Source organism: Paludibacter jiangxiensis, assembly GCF_001618385.1.
In the GTDB taxonomy this organism is placed as follows: Bacteria; Bacteroidota; Bacteroidia; order Bacteroidales; family Paludibacteraceae; genus Microbacter; species Microbacter jiangxiensis.
Genome location: NZ_BDCR01000001.1, coordinates 250,563 through 270,554 on the forward strand (window position 1 = coordinate 250,563; position 19,992 = coordinate 270,554).

At 43.8% G+C, this 19,992-nt stretch carries 21 protein-coding genes; 17 read left to right on the top strand and 4 right to left on the bottom strand.

Annotated features, from left to right (window positions below):
* Positions 1-28: 28 nt before the first annotated feature.
* The 4 genes from porX (at position 29) to PJIAN_RS00930 (ending at position 7,034) form a co-directional block, all read left to right on the top strand.
* Entirely contained in the window at positions 29-1,579 is a 1,551-nt protein-coding gene (gene porX, locus PJIAN_RS00915) for a T9SS response regulator signal transducer PorX (RefSeq protein WP_068701157.1), read from the top strand.
* 207 nt (positions 1,580-1,786) lie between these two features.
* Complete coding sequence (locus tag PJIAN_RS00920; protein WP_068701158.1) at positions 1,787-3,802, top strand: peptidylprolyl isomerase; 2,016 nt, start codon at positions 1,787-1,789, stop codon at positions 3,800-3,802.
* A gap of 25 nt (positions 3,803-3,827) precedes the next feature.
* Positions 3,828-5,189 carry a peptidylprolyl isomerase gene (locus PJIAN_RS00925; protein WP_068701159.1) on the top strand — a complete coding sequence of 454 codons (1,362 nt, stop codon included), beginning with the start codon at positions 3,828-3,830 and terminating at the stop codon, positions 5,187-5,189.
* 72 nt (positions 5,190-5,261) lie between these two features.
* Positions 5,262-7,034 (top strand): OstA-like protein, encoded by a 1,773-nt coding sequence (locus PJIAN_RS00930; protein ID WP_153802440.1) that lies wholly within the window; start codon positions 5,262-5,264, stop codon positions 7,032-7,034.
* 46 nt (positions 7,035-7,080) lie between these two features.
* On the opposite strand, the gene purN is transcribed toward PJIAN_RS00930, so the two are convergent.
* The gene (gene purN, locus PJIAN_RS00935) at positions 7,081-7,680 is read right to left on the bottom strand and encodes a phosphoribosylglycinamide formyltransferase (RefSeq protein ID WP_236714354.1); all 600 of its coding nucleotides are present in this window, start codon (positions 7,678-7,680) and stop codon (positions 7,081-7,083) included.
* Between purN and PJIAN_RS15005 the strand changes: the two genes are divergently transcribed.
* The 7 genes from PJIAN_RS15005 (at position 7,601) to PJIAN_RS00965 (ending at position 13,248) form a co-directional block, all read left to right on the top strand.
* Positions 7,601-7,804 carry a hypothetical protein gene (locus tag PJIAN_RS15005; RefSeq protein WP_236714378.1) on the top strand — a complete coding sequence of 68 codons (204 nt, stop codon included), beginning with the start codon at positions 7,601-7,603 and terminating at the stop codon, positions 7,802-7,804. The two genes, purN and PJIAN_RS15005, sit on opposite strands and share 80 nt — an antisense overlap.
* Positions 7,805-7,808: 4 nt before the next feature.
* The gene (locus PJIAN_RS00940) at positions 7,809-8,042 is read left to right on the top strand and encodes an acyl carrier protein (RefSeq protein WP_068701161.1); all 234 of its coding nucleotides are present in this window, start codon (positions 7,809-7,811) and stop codon (positions 8,040-8,042) included.
* An 18-nt stretch (positions 8,043-8,060) separates the two neighbouring features.
* Positions 8,061-9,323 (top strand): beta-ketoacyl-ACP synthase II, encoded by a 1,263-nt coding sequence (gene fabF / locus PJIAN_RS00945; protein WP_068701162.1) that lies wholly within the window; start codon positions 8,061-8,063, stop codon positions 9,321-9,323.
* A gap of 39 nt (positions 9,324-9,362) precedes the next feature.
* The gene (gene rnc, locus PJIAN_RS00950) at positions 9,363-10,217 is read left to right on the top strand and encodes a ribonuclease III (RefSeq protein WP_236714355.1); all 855 of its coding nucleotides are present in this window, start codon (positions 9,363-9,365) and stop codon (positions 10,215-10,217) included.
* 33 nt (positions 10,218-10,250) lie between these two features.
* Positions 10,251-11,000, top strand: a complete 750-nt coding sequence (locus PJIAN_RS00955; RefSeq protein WP_068701163.1) for an MBL fold metallo-hydrolase — start codon at positions 10,251-10,253, stop codon at positions 10,998-11,000.
* Positions 11,001-11,095: 95 nt separating this feature from the next.
* The gene (gene typA / locus PJIAN_RS00960) at positions 11,096-12,895 is read left to right on the top strand and encodes a translational GTPase TypA (protein WP_068701164.1); all 1,800 of its coding nucleotides are present in this window, start codon (positions 11,096-11,098) and stop codon (positions 12,893-12,895) included.
* Positions 12,896-13,077: 182 nt separating this feature from the next.
* Complete coding sequence (locus PJIAN_RS00965; RefSeq protein WP_084252199.1) at positions 13,078-13,248, top strand: (2Fe-2S)-binding protein; 171 nt, start codon at positions 13,078-13,080, stop codon at positions 13,246-13,248.
* A gap of 232 nt (positions 13,249-13,480) precedes the next feature.
* Here PJIAN_RS00965 and PJIAN_RS00970 read toward each other — a convergent pair whose 3' ends face one another.
* Positions 13,481-13,900: a DUF6249 domain-containing protein gene (locus PJIAN_RS00970; protein WP_172795546.1), complete on the bottom strand. Its 420-nt coding sequence runs from the start codon at positions 13,898-13,900 to the stop codon at positions 13,481-13,483.
* A gap of 320 nt (positions 13,901-14,220) precedes the next feature.
* On the opposite strand from PJIAN_RS00970, the gene PJIAN_RS00975 reads away from it, so the two are divergent.
* The 6 genes from PJIAN_RS00975 (at position 14,221) to PJIAN_RS00995 (ending at position 18,738) form a co-directional block, all read left to right on the top strand.
* Positions 14,221-14,778 (top strand): RNA polymerase sigma factor, encoded by a 558-nt coding sequence (locus PJIAN_RS00975; RefSeq protein ID WP_068701166.1) that lies wholly within the window; start codon positions 14,221-14,223, stop codon positions 14,776-14,778.
* On the top strand, positions 14,775-15,146 hold the full coding sequence (locus tag PJIAN_RS00980; protein ID WP_068701168.1) for a hypothetical protein: 372 nt from the start codon (positions 14,775-14,777) through the stop codon (positions 15,144-15,146). Before PJIAN_RS00975 ends, PJIAN_RS00980 begins: the two co-directional genes overlap by 4 nt.
* 269 nt (positions 15,147-15,415) lie before the next feature.
* Entirely contained in the window at positions 15,416-15,592 is a 177-nt protein-coding gene (locus tag PJIAN_RS00985) for a (2Fe-2S)-binding protein (protein WP_068701170.1), read from the top strand.
* Positions 15,593-15,615: 23 nt separating this feature from the next.
* The gene (locus PJIAN_RS00990; protein WP_068701172.1) at positions 15,616-17,865 is read left to right on the top strand and encodes a nitric-oxide reductase large subunit; all 2,250 of its coding nucleotides are present in this window, start codon (positions 15,616-15,618) and stop codon (positions 17,863-17,865) included.
* Positions 17,866-17,971: 106 nt separating this feature from the next.
* Positions 17,972-18,148, top strand: coding sequence for a (2Fe-2S)-binding protein (locus PJIAN_RS14720; protein ID WP_084252200.1), 177 nt, complete (start codon positions 17,972-17,974; stop codon positions 18,146-18,148).
* 56 nt (positions 18,149-18,204) lie between these two features.
* Positions 18,205-18,738 carry a DUF8685 domain-containing protein gene (locus tag PJIAN_RS00995; protein ID WP_068701174.1) on the top strand — a complete coding sequence of 178 codons (534 nt, stop codon included), beginning with the start codon at positions 18,205-18,207 and terminating at the stop codon, positions 18,736-18,738.
* Positions 18,739-18,804: 66 nt separating this feature from the next.
* Here the strand turns inward: PJIAN_RS00995 and PJIAN_RS01000 are convergent, their stop codons facing one another.
* A complete protein-coding gene (locus PJIAN_RS01000; RefSeq protein WP_068701176.1) occupies positions 18,805-19,140 on the bottom strand; it encodes a translation initiation factor in 336 nt (111 codons plus the stop codon).
* 235 nt (positions 19,141-19,375) lie between these two features.
* Positions 19,376-19,816: a YybH family protein gene (locus PJIAN_RS01005; protein ID WP_084252201.1), complete on the bottom strand. Its 441-nt coding sequence runs from the start codon at positions 19,814-19,816 to the stop codon at positions 19,376-19,378.
* Between the last annotated feature and the right edge of the window lie 176 nt (positions 19,817-19,992).

Genomic DNA, 19,992 nt, shown 5'->3' on the forward strand with positions numbered 1-19,992 from the left:
ATGAAACAAAACATTGCAATTTAACGTTATGACTAAAGACAAGATTCTGTGGACTGACGATGAGATTGACCTGCTACGGGGCTACGTCCTTTTTCTCGAAGAAAAGGGTTACGAAGTTTCGACTGCCACCAACGGCCCCGATGCAGTGGAAATGTGCCGACAACAACGTTTTGACATCATCTTTCTCGATGAAAATATGCCTGGTCAAAGCGGGCTTGAGACCCTTGGCTTTATCAAAGAGATAGATCCGTCTGTACCCGTGGTGATGATCACGAAAAGCGAAGAGGAAAATATCATGGACATGGCCATCGGAAACAAAATTGCCGATTACCTTACCAAACCGGTAAATCCCAGCCAGATACTGCTTACTCTCAAAAAAAATCTTCACAAGAGGGAAATTATTTCCGAGCAAACCACTTCGGCTTATCGCTCCGACTTCAACAAGCTTGGAATGCAAATAAATGACTCGTTCTCTCATGCCGACTGGGAAGAAGTTTACCGCCGCCTTGTTTATTGGGAACTGGAACTGAGCGAGGCAGAAAACAACATGGACGAGCTGCTGCTGATGCAAAAAAACGAAGCAAACGCTGCTTTTGCCAAATTCATTAAGCGCAACTACGCCAAATGGTTCGAAGACCCGGACAACCGACCACTCATCAGTCCCGATCTTTTCAAAAAACGCATTTTCCCGCTGCTCGATCAGGGCGAGAAGGTGTTTGTTATTCTGATTGATAATTTCCGCTTCGATCAGTGGCGCCTTATCAAAGAGATTCTGAGTGAGTTTTTTGTTTTTGACAAGGAAGAACTTTATTACAGCATACTCCCGACAGCAACACAATATGCCCGTAATGCCATTTTTTCTGGGTTAATGCCGTTACAAATTGTGCAGATGTTTCCCGAACTTTGGGTAAGCGAAGAAGACGAGGAGCACAAGAACATTCACGAAGAAGAGTTGCTGAAGAGCCAGATTGAACGTTTTCGAAAGAAATACAGCTTTTCGTTCCACAAAATATTTGACACTACCGCCGGAGAAAAATTGGTTGAGAAAATACCTCAACTTTCCAACAACCAGCTGAATGTTTGCGTATTAAACTTCGTCGATATGCTTTCGCACGCGCGTACGGAATCGAAGATGATACGAGAACTGGCTCATAGCGAGGATGCCTACCGTTCGCTCACTTTATCCTGGTTTCGCCATTCGTCTACCTATGACTTATTCAAATCGCTGGCCGAAAGCAACTACAAAGTGATAGTGACCACTGACCACGGCACCATCAAAGTTACCAATCCGGTAAAAATTGTAGGAGACAAAAACACGAGCACCAACCTCCGGTACAAAGCAGGCAAAAACCTGAATTACAATCCGAAAGAAGTATTTGAAATGTCACAGCCCTCCAAATACGGGTTACCTTCACCAAACGTCAGTACGTCGTATGTCTATTGTATGCAGGACGATTTCTTTGCGTATCCGAACAACTACAATCATTACGTCAGTTACTACAAAAACACGTTTCAGCATGGAGGCATTTCTCTGGAGGAAATGCTCATTCCATTCGTAACGATGAGTTCTAAAAAGTAATCAAAGATTATCGTCCCTCCGAATTACCTTTTTTAAGTGATTTTGAGCTATATTGACGCATATTGAGATAGAAAACTCACATTGCCTCAACGAAAACAATTCGTATATTTGCAGGCAATATTTTAACAGCAACCGAAACTCAGGATTAAACGGACCATTTGGTTGCACTCCTAATTTCAGGAAGGCATTTTACAAGCCCTATCAGACATGAAACAACTATTGTTGATTACATTTTTTGCAATGGCAGGCTGCCTGGTTGCACAAAACGGAGATGATCCTGTTTTGATGACAATTAAAGGCAATCCTATCCACAAGTCTGAATTTGAATATCTCTACAACAAGAACAATACTCAAAACACACTCGATAAAAAGTCGCTAGCCGAATACCTGGTCTTATTCGAGAATTTCAAGATGAAAGTTCTTGAAGCAGAATCACTCGGCATGGATACTACCAAAGCTTTTCTTGAAGAATTGTCAGGATACCGCCGTCAGCTCAACTCCGTTTACCTTACCGATACTGCCACACAAAACAGTCTGGTGAAAGAAGCTTACGACAGACTAAAGGAAGACGTAGATGTAAGTCACATTTTGATCCGGTTAGCACCGAACGCGACACCGGATGACACGCTTGCGGCCTACAACAAAATAGCTACCATTCGCGAACGTATTGCAAGAGCTCCACGTACAATCACGCCCAAATGCGGATTTTTTACCAAACTGTTTGGCAAATGCAAACCGACAACTATCGAGCCCGAGAATTTCAATGAAGTTGCACGGAAAGAATCAGAAGATCCTTCTGCCGCAGAAAACAGCGGGCACCTTGGCTATATCACCGGATTTATGACGATTTACCCATTCGAGAGTGTCGCTTACAATACGCCGGTCGGTCAGATCAGTTCTCCCATAAGAACTTCTTATGGCTACCACATCATCAAAGTGGACGGACGCCGCCCTTCGCGTGGTAAATTACAGGTAGCTCATATCATGAAATTCGTCCAGAAAGATGCTTCTGATTCGATAAAAAACAAAATGAAGGTCGTTATCGACAGCCTTTACAGGGAAGTAAAAAACGGAGCCGACTTTGGAGCTTTAGCCCGTAAATCCTCCGACGACAAAAGCTCTGCTGTCAATGGCGGAATGCTGCCCTGGTTCGGATCCGGCAATATGGTAAAAGAGTTTGAAGATGCGGCATTTCAGCTACAGAAGGGAGAAATAAGCCGCCCCGTTTTATCTCCTTATGGCTGGCATATCATTAAGCTGATTGACACAAAACAGTTGGAACCGCTGGCTGAAAAGAGAGCCGAAATTGAGCGTCGCATCCAGCGCGATGACCGGGCAAACATTATCACTCTGTCTTTCATCAACAAATTGAAAGCTCAGTATAACTTCAAAAACAATGTCGCTGCTCTTGCTCCTTTTTACCAACTGGCAGAGAAATACTCCTTGAAGGATTCGGCTTTCATCAATGCGACAGAGCACATAGAAGGAACCATGGCAACTTTTGACGACCAAACACTTACTCAGTGTGATTTTGCATTCTTCCTGAACCGATATCCCAATAGCCAGCAGATAGATAAAAAGGCGCTGATTGATGAAAAATTCCAGCAATTTACGAATACTGCGCTGGTCAATTACAAAGACGAACAACTGGAAAAAGAATATCCTGAATTCGGGAACCTGATGCGGGAATACCACGACGGCATCCTGTTGTTCAACATAAGCAATGAAAAAGTATGGGACAAGGCAACCCGTGACACCAAAGGGCTTGAAACCTTTTTCAGAACCTACCGGAGTAATTACACCTGGGCTGACCCCCGTTTCAAAGGTTGGGTTATCTCTTGCAAAGACGAAGCTACCAAAGCGAAAGCAATGGAATTGATTGCAAAAGCGCCCAAGGACTCATTGGACAACTACCTTACAGCAAAGCTCAACAAAGACACAATTGTGGCTAAAGTAGAGAAAGGTTTGTACGTGAAGGGTGACAACAATGCGGTTGACAAATTCGAATTTAAGTCGGGAAACTTTACACCGAGCAAGGTTTATCCCGTTGTGTTTACATACGGAAAAATATTAAAGAACGGACCGGAAAGTTATTCCGACGTCATGGGAATTCTCACATCCGACTATCAGGCTTATCTGGAAGATCAGTGGATGAAAGAACTCCGACGCAAATATCCGGTCGTTATAGACCAGAAAACGCTTAAAAGCATAAAAGAAAATTGATTACACGTAACTCCAATTCATAAACATGAAGAAAACAACATTAAAACTGGCAATCCTGATTTTTCTTTGTGGCTTTCAACAGTTAGCCACTGCTCAAAACAACATTATCGACGAAGTTATTTGGGTGGTTGGCGAAGAAGCCATTCTCCGCTCTGACGTTGAAAATCAAAAATTGCAGATGCAATATCAGAACGAGAAAATCGATGGTGATCCCAATTGCGTATTACCCGAACAGATGGCTATACAAAAGTTATTTCTCCATCAGGCAAAGCTCGACAGTATTGTTGTGAGCGAAAGTCAGATTAACAGTGCGGTTGAACGCCGTATCAACTATATGATTTCTCAGATCGGCTCAAAAGAAAAACTGGAAGAGTACATGAATAAACCTCTCTCTCAAATTCGTAATGAGTCGTACGAACCTACAAGAAACCAAATGTTGGTTGAGGAGATGCAAAAAAAACTGATCGGTGATGTCAAAATCACCCCTGCCGAAGTTCGCACTTATTATAAAACACTTAAAGCAGACAGTATTCCTACCGTACCTGCATCATTAGAAGTACAAATCGTCACTAACGATCCTGTTATTCCTCAAAAAGAAATTGACCGGGTAAAAGATCGCTTACGCGGTTTCTCCGACAGAATTACTTCCGGCGAATCCCAATTTTCAACATTGGCACGTCTTTATTCAGAAGATACAGAGTCTGCAAAACGAGGCGGAGAACTCGGCTTTATGGGTCGTGGACAGTTGGTGCCCGAATTTGCCAATGTTGCTTTCCTGCTTAACGACCCCAAAAAGATTTCGCGTGTAGTCGAAACTGAATACGGATTCCATATTATTCAGTTGATAGAAAAAAGAGGAGAAATGGCCAACTTCCGCCACATCCTGATGAAACCGCAAGTTTCACTGGATGCCGAAAACAAAGCCATCCACAACCTGGACAGCGTGTTGACATTGATTCGCAGCGGAAAACAAACATTTGAAGAAGCTGTGGCCAGAAATTCTTATGACAAAGACACCCGTATGAACAACGGGCTCATGATGAACGCCAATACCGGGACATCTAAATTCGAATTGCAACAGCTTCCGCCGGAAGTTGCGAAATTGGCTGAAGGCATGAGTGTTGGTGAGCTTTCAAAACCCTTTGTCATGCTCAACACCAAAACCAACCGCGAAGTATGTGCATTTATCAAAATCAAATCAAAAACACCCAGCCACAAAGCAAATCTCGGAGATGATTATCAGACTTTGAAATCTATTGTTGAAAACAAACAAAAGACTGAAATCATACACAACTGGATCGTAAAAAAACAAAAGGAAACTTACGTAAGCATCGATCCTAAATGGCAGGATTGTAAATTCCAATATCCGGGATGGGGCAAAAAATAAAGTTACATGTTCTCTATTGAAAAGTTGAACATTGAATCTTAAACTTTGAAATTAAAACTTCAAGCTGGCATTTTGAAACCTGAATTTTTCAAATCATTCAACAGGCATATCGTACTTTTAGGTGCGTTATGCTTGTTTTTGCATTGGTTAGTTGCTCAACAAACCGATCCTAAATTATCGTTTCCTTTACCGAAACACCAGACATTGACAAGTCCGGAAGAACTGATAAAGGCAAAAGTAGACAGAGAAGCGGCATTCAAAGGGGGAGCACAGCAGGTGTTACACCCTGTGCCATTGCCCAAAATCAACAAAAACAGCAAATCGTTCGTTTTCCTCGAAAAAGCGGATGTGATGCTCACCAACCCAGCCTTCCCAGGTGTGCAGATTATTTCGCAAAACGTACGTTTTCGGCAAGATAATACCTATCTCTATTGCGACAGCGCCTACTTCTACGAACAGGAAAACTCTCTGGATGCTTTCGGCAATGTACACATGATACAGGGAGATACGTTAAACCTGTACGGCGACGTACTCTTTTACGATGGCAACAGCAAACAGGCGCATCTTAAATATAACGTAAGGATGGAAAATAAGGGCACCATTCTGACTACTGACTCACTTTTGTACGATCGGATCGTAAACGTGGGTTATTATACGACAGGCGGGCGCATTACCAATGGGGATAACGTACTAACCTCACTCATCGGACAATATTACCCCACCACACATACAGCCTATTTCAAAACGGCGGTCAAGCTGGTCAATCCCGATTTTGTGATGCGTTCCGACACGTTGCAGTATGATACACACTCCGGCGTTGCTACTATCGTTGGGCCGACGAATATTGTCCATAAGAATAAAACTACCATCACCTCTACCAGTGGATGGTACGACACGCATACCGATCACTCACAGCTGTTGAACCGTTCAATAGTCAGAAACCCTGACGGAAGACAACTGACGGCCGATACGATTTTTTATGACAAAAAACAGGGAATCGGCAATGCTTACCACAATGTTGAAATAAACGACACTGCACAGCAAGTGACATTGTACGGGCATTACGGCTATTACGACGACAATAAAAGCTACGGTTTTGTTACCAAACATGCGCAACTTGTTCAACGTTCAAAGGAAGATACCCTCTACATGCATGCCGATACTCTGGCAATGCTGAAAGATTCGACGTTTAAAAGCGCCAAAGGGTTTCACAACGTACGCTTTTTCCGTAGCGATCTGCAGGGCAAATGCGACTCGATTTTTTATTCCGATCGCGATTCCGTGATGCGGATGTACGGTCTGCCAGTCTTGTGGTCAGACGAGCAACAAATTTCCGGAGAGGAAATTCATGCCTATTCAAAAAACAAAGAGATAGAGCATATTCATGTCATCCGGGCAGCCTTTGCCATACAGCAAAGCGACAGTATCCGGTTTAACCAGATTTCAGGAAAAGATTTGAAAGCCTATATCCGGAATCGCGAGATTTACAGGATAGATGTAAGCGGCAACTCCGAATCACTCTATTTCCCGCGGGACAAGGACAGCACTCTGATTGGGATGAATACTACGCAAAGTAGTTTTCTCACGATGTATATAAAGGATAAAAAAGTGGACAAAATTATCCTCCGGCCACAATCCAACGGAACATTGTATCCTCCTGAAAAAACGAAGAAAGACCAGATGTTTTTGAAAAATTATAACTGGAAGGAAGCCACGCGACCGAAAAACAAAGAAGATATTTTCACCTTCATACCAAAAGACGCATCAACGAACTCCGGTGGAAGACGAAAACAAATTGGCGTCAAAAAGACAACGGAAAAAGAAGACAAGAAAGAGAAAAAATAAAAAAGAAAACCGGCAACTACCTGTGATAGTTGCCGGTTTTCTTTTGTTATAAAGAGTCCGAAATAATCTTTTCGATCACTGGCGGGAAATGTTCATATTCGAGGGCATGTACTTTATTGGCCACATCATCCGCAGTATCGGAAGGTAATACCGGACAAGTAGCCTGAAAGGCAATCTGCCCTTCATCGTAGTGATTATTTACAAAGTGAATCGTAATACCCGACTCTTTTTCTCCAGCCGCAACAATCGCTTCGTGTACGCGACTGCCATACATACCTTTACCTCCATATTTAGGCAAAAGCGCCGGGTGGATATTCAAAATCCGGTTTGGAAATGCAGCAATGAGGTTGTCAGGCACTTTTAGCAGGAATCCCGCCAAAATTAACCAGTCAATTTTATTCTCAATCAGCAAATTTAACAGAGAATCACTCTCATTCATCTCTGTTTTTGAAAAAACCACTGCAGGAATATTCAGTTTTTTTGCTCTTTCGAGAACATATGCATCCGCTTTGTTTGTTAAAATTAATGAGACCGATATGCAAGGATGAGATTCAAAATAACGGACTATGTTTTCAGCGTTACTGCCTGATCCAGAAGCAAAAATAGCAATATTTACCATGAGAAAAAAGAGAATTTTTATGCACATTAAAGTGCGATTTGTGCAGAAACATCTCATTTTTATGAGAAAAAGCATGGCTTTTCCAAAAAAAATTCGTTCCTTTGCAGCGCAAATTTATAAAACAAATTTCATTTACAACCAAAAACTTTAAAGTTATGTCAGAAGTTGCAGACAAAGTAAAAGCGATCATCGTTGACAAATTAGGCGTTGACGAATCAGAAGTAACACCTCAAGCTAGTTTTACTAACGACTTAGGCGCTGACTCACTCGACACTGTAGAATTGATCATGGAATTCGAAAAAGCCTTTGGCATTACTATTCCAGACGATCAAGCAGAAAAAATTTCGACAGTGGGCGAAGCTATTGCTCATATCGAAAGCGCGCTTTAATAACTCGACCAACTCTGTATGGAATTAAAACGAGTAGTAGTAACAGGTCTTGGTGCTGTCACTCCGTTAGGTAACTCTGCCCCTGAAACATGGGAAGGGTTGATTAATGGTGTGAGTGGCGCAGGACCTATTACTCATTTTGACGCATCACTATTTAAGACTCAATTTGCATGCGAGGTCAAAAATTTTGACCCAAGTCAGTTACTTGACAGAAAAGAGTTAAGAAAATGCGACCGCTATACGCTTTATGCTATTGCTGCCGCTAAAGAAGCTATAGACAACTGTGGAGTTGATCTTGACACAGTTGACAAAAACGAAGTAGGTGTGATTTTCGCTGCCGGTATCGGAGGTATTCAAACCTTTGAACAGGAAATTGGCGGATATTATTCAAACGCTGCTATCGGGCCGAAATTCAACCCGTTCTTTATCCCGAAAATGATTTCGGATATTGCAGCCGGTCAGATTTCTATAATCTACGGATTTCACGGACCTAACTACAGTACTGCTTCTGCTTGTGCTTCTTCAACCAATGCACTCATCGATGCATTCAACTATATTCGTCTCGGGAAAGCAAACATGATTGTAGCCGGCGGTGCCGAAGCAGCAATCACTCCTGGCGGTGTCGGCGGTTTCAACGCGTTGACAGCCCTTTCTACCCGTAACGATGATCCTCAGGGAGCTTCCCGTCCTTTCAGCAAAAGCCGCGATGGTTTTGTTATGGGAGAAGGAGCCGGTTGTGTTATCGTTGAAGAATTGGAACACGCTCTTGCGCGCGGTGCAAACATCATCTGCGAAATTGTCGGTGGTGGTTTGTCAGCTGATGCATATCACCTGACAGCAACTCACCCTGATGGACTAGGTGCAAAATTAGTGATGGAAAGAGCATTGAAAGATGCTGGAATGAGTCCCGAAGATATTGACTATATCAATGTTCACGGAACTTCGACCCCTGTAGGCGACATTTCCGAATCGAAAGCTATCAAAGATGTATTCGGCGACCACGCTTACAAACTGAATATCAGCTCCACAAAATCGATGACAGGACACTTGCTTGGCGCCGCCGGTGCCGTTGAAGCAATGGCCAGCATCCTTGCCGTGGTGAATGATATTGTTCCGCCAACCATCAACTTCCATGAAGGCGATGAAGATGAAGAGATAGATTACAAACTGAACTTTACCTTTAACAAAGCCCAAAAGCGTACAGTTCGAGCTGCATTATCGAACACGTTTGGATTTGGCGGTCACAATGCAAGTATTATTGTAAAGAAATTTGCAAAGTAATCAGTGATTATTCAGAAACTCTATAAAAGGATAAGGCTCTTGACGAATTCTCGAAAGGAGCCTTATCTGTTATTTTATCGGCTGACCGGTATTATACCCGACAATCTGGATCTCTATGAAATGGCCATGTGCCACAAATCAACCGGAGTGAAAGATTTCAAGGGAAATTCCGTCAACAATGAACGCCTCGAATTTCTGGGCGATGCCATCCTCAACTCTATTGTAGCCGATATTGTCTACCACCAATTTACCGACAAAGAAGAAGGATTCCTGACCGATACCCGTTCGAAGATTGTGCAACGCGAATCGCTCAATAAACTGGCTATAGAACTGGGAATTCCGAAGATCATGCAACTTTCGTCGAAAAACGGGGCTTTGCATGGCAATAACGTTTTCGGCAATGCTTTTGAAGCTCTGATAGGAGCCATTTATTTGGATCAGGGATATGAACGGTGCAAGCAATTTATCGAATCTAAATTGATTGCTTCGTGTATTGACGTCAATAAAATGGCTCAAAAAGAGGTTAATTTCAAATCGCGACTGATTGAATGGGGACAATCCAACAAGGTTCCTGTCGAATTTGAGGTAATAGAAACCTTTCACGACCGCCGACACGAACTAACATTTCAGACGCACGTGTTAATCAACGGCCTGGTTGGTGGCCTGGGAGTCGGGCATTCTAAAAAAGAATCGCACCAGAATGCAGCCAAAATGGCGCTGAAGAAGCTTCAGGAAGACGAAGACTTCATAGAACAGGTGCTACAGCCCAAACCGGAATTTCCGGACATAGAAGAAGCTGAATTAACAACAGAAAATACAGAACCGATAGAGGTTACTGAGACAACAGTTCAGGAAGAAAGCGCTGAACAAACAAATAAACCGATAGAAAACTGACTACAGTTTAATCGACATAAGAGTTAATACAATATGGAGATCCTTTTTTTAGGAACAGGAACGTCAAACGGAGTTCCTCAGTTGTGCTGTAATTGCGACACGTGTGCCTCGACCGACACACGCGATAAGCGGTTGCGTGCTTCTGCTCTGATAAGTGTCAACGGAAAAAATATTCTGATCGATTGTGGGCCGGATTTTCGTCAGCAGATGTTAACCCACCACATCACTTCACTTTCGGCTATTTTGCTCACACATGAGCACTACGACCACGTGGCAGGATTGGACGATGTACGTTCGTATCGTGCTGTAGACGTATTTGCAGAAGAACGGGTAAACCGTGCGTTAATGAAAACGATGCATTACTCATTTTCTGCTAACAAATACCCGGGAACACCGGAACTGAAACTGCACGAAATTTCAGAATACATACCTTTCGAAGCTGCCGGTGTAGAAGTAACTCCACTCCGGGCCATGCATGCGCAGCTACCCATACTTGGCTTTCGCATAGGTAATATGGCATATGTAACCGACTTCAAAACCTTACCCGAAAAAACTCTGGATCAACTAACAGGACTTGACCTGTTGGTAATGGGAACCTTGCGTTTCAAACCTCATTTTTCGCACCTGATGGTGGACGAATCTCTTACCCTGATAAACCGTCTTACTCCAAAACAAACCTATTTTACGCACATGAGCCACGACATGGGACTTCATGAGCTTGCAGAAAAAGAGCTGCCTCCGAATGTAAGGTTAGCCTATGACGGATTGAAAATTAAACTATAACAAATAACAATCACTGAGGCTGTAAGTGCGATGGCTCTTGTTCGAGATGAATACGGGCGATCCGGACACGCTGGCCGAAGTACAAATCAGAACACATGCAAAATATCAGAAACATTGCAATTATTGCCCACGTCGACCACGGAAAAACGACACTGGTAGACAAAATGTTGTTGGCCTCAAAGCTCTTTCGTGAAAACGAATCGGTAGGCGAACTAATCCTGGACAATAATGACCTGGAACGCGAACGCGGGATCACTATTCTTGCCAAGAACGTTTCCGTAAATTACAACGGATGCAAGATCAACATTATTGATACTCCGGGCCACGCCGACTTCGGTGGTGAAGTGGAACGCGTGCTCAACATGGCCGACGGCGTAGTGCTGCTGGTTGATGCCTTTGAAGGTGCTATGCCGCAAACACGTTTTGTACTACAAAAAGCGCTGCAACTGGGTCTTAAACCAATTGTGGTAATAAACAAAGTAGACAAACCCAACTGTCGTCCCGAAGAGGTGCAGGAAGAAGTATTCGACCTGATGTTCAGCCTCGACGCAACTGAAGAGCAGCTCAATTTCCATACGATATTCGGTTCTGCCAAAAACGGTTGGATGTCGAACGATGTTCACGTGGTAAAAGACGACATCACCGACTTGTTTGACGCCATCATCGAATACATTCCGGCTCCCGAATATATCGAAGGCACACCGCAAATGCTTATCACTTCACTCGATTACTCTTCTTACGTAGGACGTATTGCCGTAGGACGTGTTCACCGCGGAGAATTGAAAGAAGGCATGGCTGTATCGCTGGCAAAACGCGATGGCTCCATCGTCAAAGCGCGCATCAAGGAGTTGAACGAATTTACCGGCCTGGGACGCTCCAAGGTTGAAAAAGTAGGCTCTGGCGACATTTGTGCTGTTGTGGGTATCGACAATTTCGAAATCGGCGACAGTATTTGCGACATCGAAAATCCGGAACCGTTGAAACCGATTGCCATTGACGAACCGACCATGAGTATGTTGTTCACAATCAACAACTCTCCATTCTTCGGAAAAGAGGGGAAATTTGTTACCTCTCGTCACATCCACGACCGTCTGATCAAAGAGTTGGACAAAAACCTTGCTCTTCGCGTTGAAAAAAGCGAAAATCAGGATTCATGGAACGTTTTCGGACGTGGTGTACTCCACTTGTCGGTACTGATCGAAACCATGCGCCGTGAAGGTTATGAATTACAGGTAGGTCAGCCACAGGTTATTATCAAGGAAATTGACGGCGTGAAATGCGAACCTATGGAGCAACTCACCATCAACGTTCCCGAAGAATCGTCAGGAAAAATCATTGAAATGGTTGCTACCCGCAAAGGTGACATGACCAACATGGAACATAAGGGCGAACGCGTGAACCTCGAATTCACAATTCCTTCGCGCGGTATCATCGGTTTGCGTAACAACGTACTGACGGCATCGGCCGGTGAAGCTATCATGGCTCACCGCTTCCTCGAATATCAACCTTACAAAGGAGAAATCGAACGTCGTAACAACGGTTCCATTATTGCAATGGAAGGCGGTACTGCGTTTGCTTATGCTATCGATAAACTTCAGGACAGAGGTAAATTCTTTATCTATCCTCAAGATGAAATTTATGCAGGACAGGTGGTTGGTGAACACAGCAAGGAAGGTGATTTGGTCGTAAACGTAACTAAATCGAAAAAACTGACCAACATGCGTGCATCAGGTTCTGACGACAAAGTACGTCTTTTCCCTCCTATCGTTTTCAGCCTCGAAGAAGCGCTTGAATACATCAAGGAAGACGAATACGTTGAACTGACTCCGAAGTCGATCCGTCTGCGCAAGATTATTCTTGACGAAAACGAACGCAAACGTATGGCTAAGAAATAAATTCGCTGTCGAAAGACAACGCGATACAACGATAAGAAAACCATTCCACACACGGAATGGTTTTTTTTGTGCCTGAAATTTGCATATGGCCCCTTCCATGTTCTATATTTGCACTCCCAACGAATGACACGTCAGTGAAACGTTGGAGATAAATTCAATTACCAACTATAAAAAATTACACAATGGAAGATATGATATGCAATTGCAACCAGATCACAAGAGGTGACATAATCAATGCAATACAACAAAAAGGATTAACAACGGTTGAAGAAATTCAGGATGTTTTAGACGCAGGCACCGTTTGCGGCTCTTGTGTAGAAGACATCGAAGAAATTCTGAAATCGGTGAAATAAAAAAACTTCAATAACTATTTTGCAAAGCCATCCTCATAATGAAGATGGCTTTTTTATTTTGACGAGAGGGATAACAACGTCGCAATGCGAACCACCCACCCTATTTAATGTAGAGCCACAATGCTTGCGGCTCTACAACAGATGGAAACCGTCTTTTAAAAATCGAATCGCGGGATCACATTGGCAACCCCGCGATTCGATTTAACAAATTATCATCTCCTTTCCTTGCTGTTTATTCTTCCTTTTTCTTCTTCAAAAAATTCAGTTCTACGATAAAAGCAACCAGCAAGCCCAGTCCGCCGAACAACAGCACCGACGCGCCGTAAATAACGCCTGAGGCTTGATAGGCTTCGTGTCCAGAATTGTCGAAATTGAAGCCAGGAATCGTGTTAAGGCAGATAAAATAACCGACGAGTAATCCCAGACCCACGCCCAGCAGGAGGCAAGCCACTTTCAGCGTACCAAAATTGAACTGCCCATCGATGCGCACCGGCAGCGACAATTTGGTTTGCATCACCGACACATCGAGCTTATCTCCAAGTTTTTCGATAATTGTGAGACGTTCTCTCCTTTTTACAAAAAGTTCGAACAGTTTGTAAATGCCCAGCGTAATCATCCCTACTACCAAAGGGATTGTAATAAAGTCCATCATAATCGTGTAAGTTTAGGTGAATATTTTCTTCTTTGCTATGTTTGACGCAGCTATTGCAAATCGGTTACACATTTGGCAAATTTTCTTTTCTCTTTAATAGCATAACCTCTCCGGGCGGCTTTTTAAAGAGCGCCAGTCAGGATAAGCCACAAAAAAAGCAGAAATAAAAACAGGTTTGTCATGATCGGTTGGTTTATGCAATTAATTTTGTTCTTTGCAATATTTGACGCAACTTCGCACGATTAGTTACACTTTGTGGCGGATTTATTTTTTTTCGCACAACGTGTAACCGAAACGGCAGCCTTGCGTCTAACGGATATATGGATAATCGGGACGAATTACAGATCATCGAGCGCATACGGCAAGGAGAAACGAACCAGTTTTCGCATCTCCTCAACCGTTATAGCAATGTCATCTATTCGCTGATCGCCCGCATTATTCCATCGAAAGAAGATGCTGAAGAGCTAACGCAGGACACGTTCCTGAAAGCGTTCCGAAAACTCGACACCTTCAAGGGCGATTGCAGTTTTTCCACCTGGCTGTTCCGCATTGCCTACAACACGGCAGTGTCGGCCACACGGAAAAACAAAATTGTTTTCCCTCTGATCGACGAAACGGTACTTGCCCGTGTTGCCGACGAAGAGGCCGACGCCGTTTTCGAAGAAGACGAAAACGAAGAGCTGCTCCAAAAGCTGGAGATAGCCCTCGGGCAACTCAATCTGGAAGAGAGAGCTTTGATCACGTTATATTACACCGAAAACAAACCAGTAGCCGAAATCGCTGCCATCATGGAGCTGACGGCTGACAATGTAAAGATCAAACTCTTTCGTATCCGCAAGAAATTATACGTATTAATTAACAAACAACAAGCACAATGAAGCAAGACAAAGCAATCGCAAAAGCTCTAAAAAGACAGACCGGACCTCTTCTTCCCGACGGGTTCAACAGTCGGATGATGGAGAAGATTTTTCTTGCTGAAGCGAAAAAGAAGAGACAAGCCTTCATTTTCAACATCTGCCTGATTTCGTTCGTTTCGCTGGGACTGATTGTCATGGCTGGTTATCTTATGCGGGATTATCTTTCCGGAATGACCTTCCGCATGCCTACTATGCATGTCACTTCCGAAGCTCTATCGCAGTACGGTTTTTGTTTTTACATTGCTTTTTTGGTGATGGTACTGTTCGGGTTCGATCATTTTTTCCGTTCTCGTTGGCAAAAGAAGCAACTCAAAGAAGCGGGACATTAACAAACAAATACTCTAACCACATTCAAAAAACCAACACTTCATTTAAATCGAAGCTCTTACTAACAATGTACAAAAAGCCCGTCTTTCCTTATAAAGACGGGCTTTTTGTTTTCCCGGCAACCATTTTCACGAACCGTTAAAACTCTCACATACAGCTTTAAAATTTGGATTTCAGCAAATTGCGCATATATATTTGTATCGCCAAACAATCTTCACTCGGCTTATATTCTGCGTCATTTTATATATCTCATTCTCTAAAACCATTTGTTATGGAAGATATTGAAATTTGTCATTGCAACAATGTGATGAAAAGCGAGATTATCAAAGCTATCAAAGAAAAAGGTCTTACCACAGTAGAGCAAGTGCAGGATGCCACCGATGCCGGTACCGTTTGCGGCAGTTGCATCCCCGATATCGAAGAAATTCTCACATCCGTCAACGGATAATTGTTCCATTTAAAATCTGTACTATGAACACCAAACAACTTTGGATTGGATTTATCGCCGTTATGGTGGTATGTTTTTCGATTCTGGGCATTTTTGGGTATGAATTGTACCTGCAAAAGCCTCCGATTCCGGATAAAGTAATCAGTGCAAGTGGCGAATTGCTCTTTACGGGTCAGGAGATTCGCGACGGGCAGAGTGTGTGGCAATCAATAGGAGGCCAGGAAGTAGGCACGGTGTGGGGCCACGGATCATATGTGGCACCCGACTGGTCGGCCGACTGGCTACATCGCGAAGCAGTTTTTATGCTCAACAAACTGGCGCTGCATCAACAGGCAAACTCCATTCCTTACAACAAGGAAAAACCGGAGAATCAGGCGTTCCTGAAGAGCCTACTGCAAAAGGATCTGCGCACGAACAGCTATAACGAGGCAACGCACACGTTGGTTATTTCGGACCTCAGGGCACAAGCTATCAAGGCCAACATGGAGTATTACAAAAAACTCTTCACCAACGGCAAAGATCTTGAAAAGACAAGAGTTGCCTATGCCATCCCGGCAAATACCATCAAGAACGATGCCAGCATGAAGAAGATGAATGCATTCTTCTTTTGGACTGCATGGGCATGCATTACTCAACGACCGGGCAAAATCATTACCTATACCAGCAACTGGCCTGCCGACGATTTGGTGGGCAATCATGCCACCAGTGCTCACCTGTTCTGGTCGATGTTCAGCATTGTGATGCTTTTACTGGGCATCGGGCTGCTGGGATTCTACTATGCCCGCAATCAGGACAAAACCCCTGTTCACGACCATTATCCGGATAAAGATCCGCTGATCAACCTTCAACCGACGCCTTCGATGGCGGCAACGTTGAAATATTTCTGGATAGTCACGGCATTGATTGTGGTACAGGTTCTTTCTGGAGTTATCACGGCACATTATGGCGTAGAAGGGAAAGGCTTTTTCGGCTTACCTCTCGACAATATTCTCCCCTACTCTATTTCTCGTACCTGGCACGTACAGCTTGCCATCTTCTGGATAGCAACTGCCTGGCTCGCCACGGGACTATTTATTGCTCCCGCAGTATCAGGTTACGAACCGAAATTCCAAAAACTCGGAGTTAATGTACTGTTTGGTGCGCTGTTGATAGTGGTGATCGGTTCGCTGGCCGGAGAATGGATGGGCGTGATGCAAAAACTGGGTTTAGTACAAAACTTCTATTTCGGACATCAGGGCTACGAATATGTCGATCTTGGACGCTTCTGGCAAATCCTTCTTTTTGCGGGATTAATTATCTGGCTCATTCTAATGGTACGAGCCTTATTGCCAGCTCTGAAAATTAAGTCGGAAAGCAGAAATCTGCTGATTCTATTCGTGATTTCATCGGTTGCCATAGCTGCATTCTACGGCGCCGGCCTTATGTACGGACGTCAGTCGCACCTATCGGTTGCCGAATACTGGCGCTGGTGGGTGGTCCATCTCTGGGTCGAAGGATTTTTCGAAGTGTTTGCCACTACGGTTATCGCATTTATTCTGGTAAAACTGGGACTTGTCAACATCAAAACCGGCACCACAAGCGCTCTGTTTGTCACCATCATCTACCTGTTAGGAGGTATTGTCGGCACCTTCCACCACCTCTATTTTGCAGGAGCACCTATATCCATTATTGCTTTGGGAGCATCGTTCAGCGCACTGGAAGTTGTGCCTCTGGTAATGGTAGGGTCGGAAGCATGGCATAATTTCAAACTGACAAAAAGCACCGAATGGATCAAAAAATACCGTTGGGCCATCTTCTGTTTCATTGCAGTGGCCTTCTGGAACCTTGTCGGAGCCGGCGTATTCGGATTTCTCATCAATCCGCCCATTGCCCTTTACTACATGCAGGGACTTAACACAACGCCGGTTCACGGACATACTGCCTTGTTCGGAGTGTACGGCATGCTGGGCATCGGACTGATGCTCTTCTCCCTACGCGGCATGACGCTGAAACACGAATGGCGCGAAGACGTGCTCAAATACTCTTTCTGGGGCTTTCAGATCGGACTTATTTTGATGGTACTGCTCAGCATCCTGCCGGTAGGCATCAAGCAAACCATTGCGGCGGTCGATCATGGTATCTGGTACGCCCGCTCGATGGAGTTCATGCAGGAACCTCTTATGCAGACGCTTCGTTGGTTGCGCGTTATCGGCGACACCATATTCGGACTGGGAAGTGTGGGATTGGTCTATTTTGTTGTCGGATTGAAAACCGGCTGGTCGCTGAAGAAATAACAATTGCAAAAATCCTCTTACTTGCAGAAGAGACGTGGATACCGCGTCTCTTCTTTGTTTCCTGCCGGAAATAGAATATATTTGTGGAATAAAAACCTCTCAAAATATGGAAGACACAGAAATTTGCCATTGCAACAACGTTTCGAAGAACGAAATTACCAATGCTATCTGCCAACACGGATATACCTCCGTAGCCGAAATACAGAATAAACTCAAAGCCGGCATTATTTGCGGGCGCTGTATTCCTGAGATACGGGACATTCTGGCAAAACAAAACCAATAATAAGTTCGTAAATTTTTCGTTGACAAATAACAGAAACCTTCTAAATCAATATCATTATGTCAGAAACAATATTGGGCGTAGGTTCCCGCGTGAAACATCCGCAATTTGGCAAAGGCGCTGTGGTACAACTTCGTTCCGATGCCTACGAAGTATGTTTTGTTGATTGTGGTGTTCGCATTATTGCCCGTGACTACACGGCCTGGGAAGTGATTGAAGCAGTAGAAACGCCGTCCGATCTGGCCACTTACGAAAAAATTGAGAAGAGTCTGATCCGGGTATTGCAACGCTTTAGCGACATCACCGAAAAGACAGAACTGGGACAGCGGTGGAACAATGGAAAGATGATTCTGATTCCCGGCGACAAAGAAACTAAAGAAAAAGAAGTGTCGCTCGAAACCTTCTTCCACAAAATAGTGATGGTTCGCGACCGCCTGCGTGTGCTCGAAGCCAAAATCAACGCCAGCAACCTCACCGACGAAGAAAAAGTGGAGCTCCAGCAATACATTACCCGTTGCTACGGTAGTCTCACCACCTTCAACGTCCTGTTCAAAAACAAGAACGACCAGTTTGTTGGCGAAAAAGGAGCATAGCTTTGAAACATAAAAAACCGATCCGACGACAGTTGCCATCGGATCGGTTCTCGTATAGAATACAAACTATTTAAAATTGATTTTCTTCACTTTGTAGCCCATTGCCAACAGCATTTCACCTATTTTTACACGAAAATCGCCCTGCACCAGTATTTCACCGTCGCGAGCCGAGCCGCCTGCGCCGCACTTCACTTTCAGCGTTTTCCCCAGCTCTTTCAGCTCTTCGTCACTACCGAAAAAGTTCGAGACGATAGTAGCCGGCTTGCCATTCCGCTTATCAAGTTCCACCCGTAATGGCTCCGGCTGCTTTTTCACAACCGGGGTTACCAGCCCCTCCTCCGGCACATTTTCGCCTTCGGGCAACACCTCTTTCAATCCACTGAGTTTATCTTTCCAATCCATTATGCCGCTTTAATATTGATATACAGATAATGTGAATCTGAAGTTGAAAATAATTACTAAACATCTCATCATCAACTTGACCGTAGGTCATACATATCAATAGAAAATGTAATTCCTGCATTAATGCAACCCCGTATGTGGTTGAACTTTGGTACAATATTTTTTTTCTATTGATATCTAAGTCCTAACGGACTATTTTCAACTTCTGATTCGCACAGACAATTGACCTGTTTTGTTATTTCAATTGAGGTTTCACCAACGACCAATGCGTCTGCACAATTTTCCACTCTCCAGTTTCCTCCCGACGATATACTTCGGTACAGTTCCATCTGTGCACCGTTTCATTTACATATCCTTCGAAATTGAACGTAAGCACAGCCATCGAGTCGGTAGCCTGCACATGCGGGTTCAGTAACTCGTACCGATCCATATACACCTGCCCTCTGATGCTGTCATACAAAGCCCTTAACTCGTCAATTCCGTCCAACCGTTTTTCAACGAAAGGATCAAAATAAACCACATCCGGGGCCGAAATATCCAGAAAACCGTCCGGATTTCCATTCCCCCATTGGTCGAGAGCTGCTTTTTCCATTGCAATAATGTGTGCAGCTACTTCCTCCTCATTTTTTTGTGCTTTTGTAGCAACTGTCGCCTTGATGTCATCCTGATTTTTCATCTGTAAATAATTTAGATTTTAAATGAAAATCACATTCTACGTTAGCTGATGTCCATTAAATCTCACGGACATTTTAAACTACAAAAATACAAATTATTTGTGCCGAAATTGAATTGAGAATCAGGAAAGCTAATTAACAATCACGACCGCACCTTAAAAACGCGCCAACCAAATGA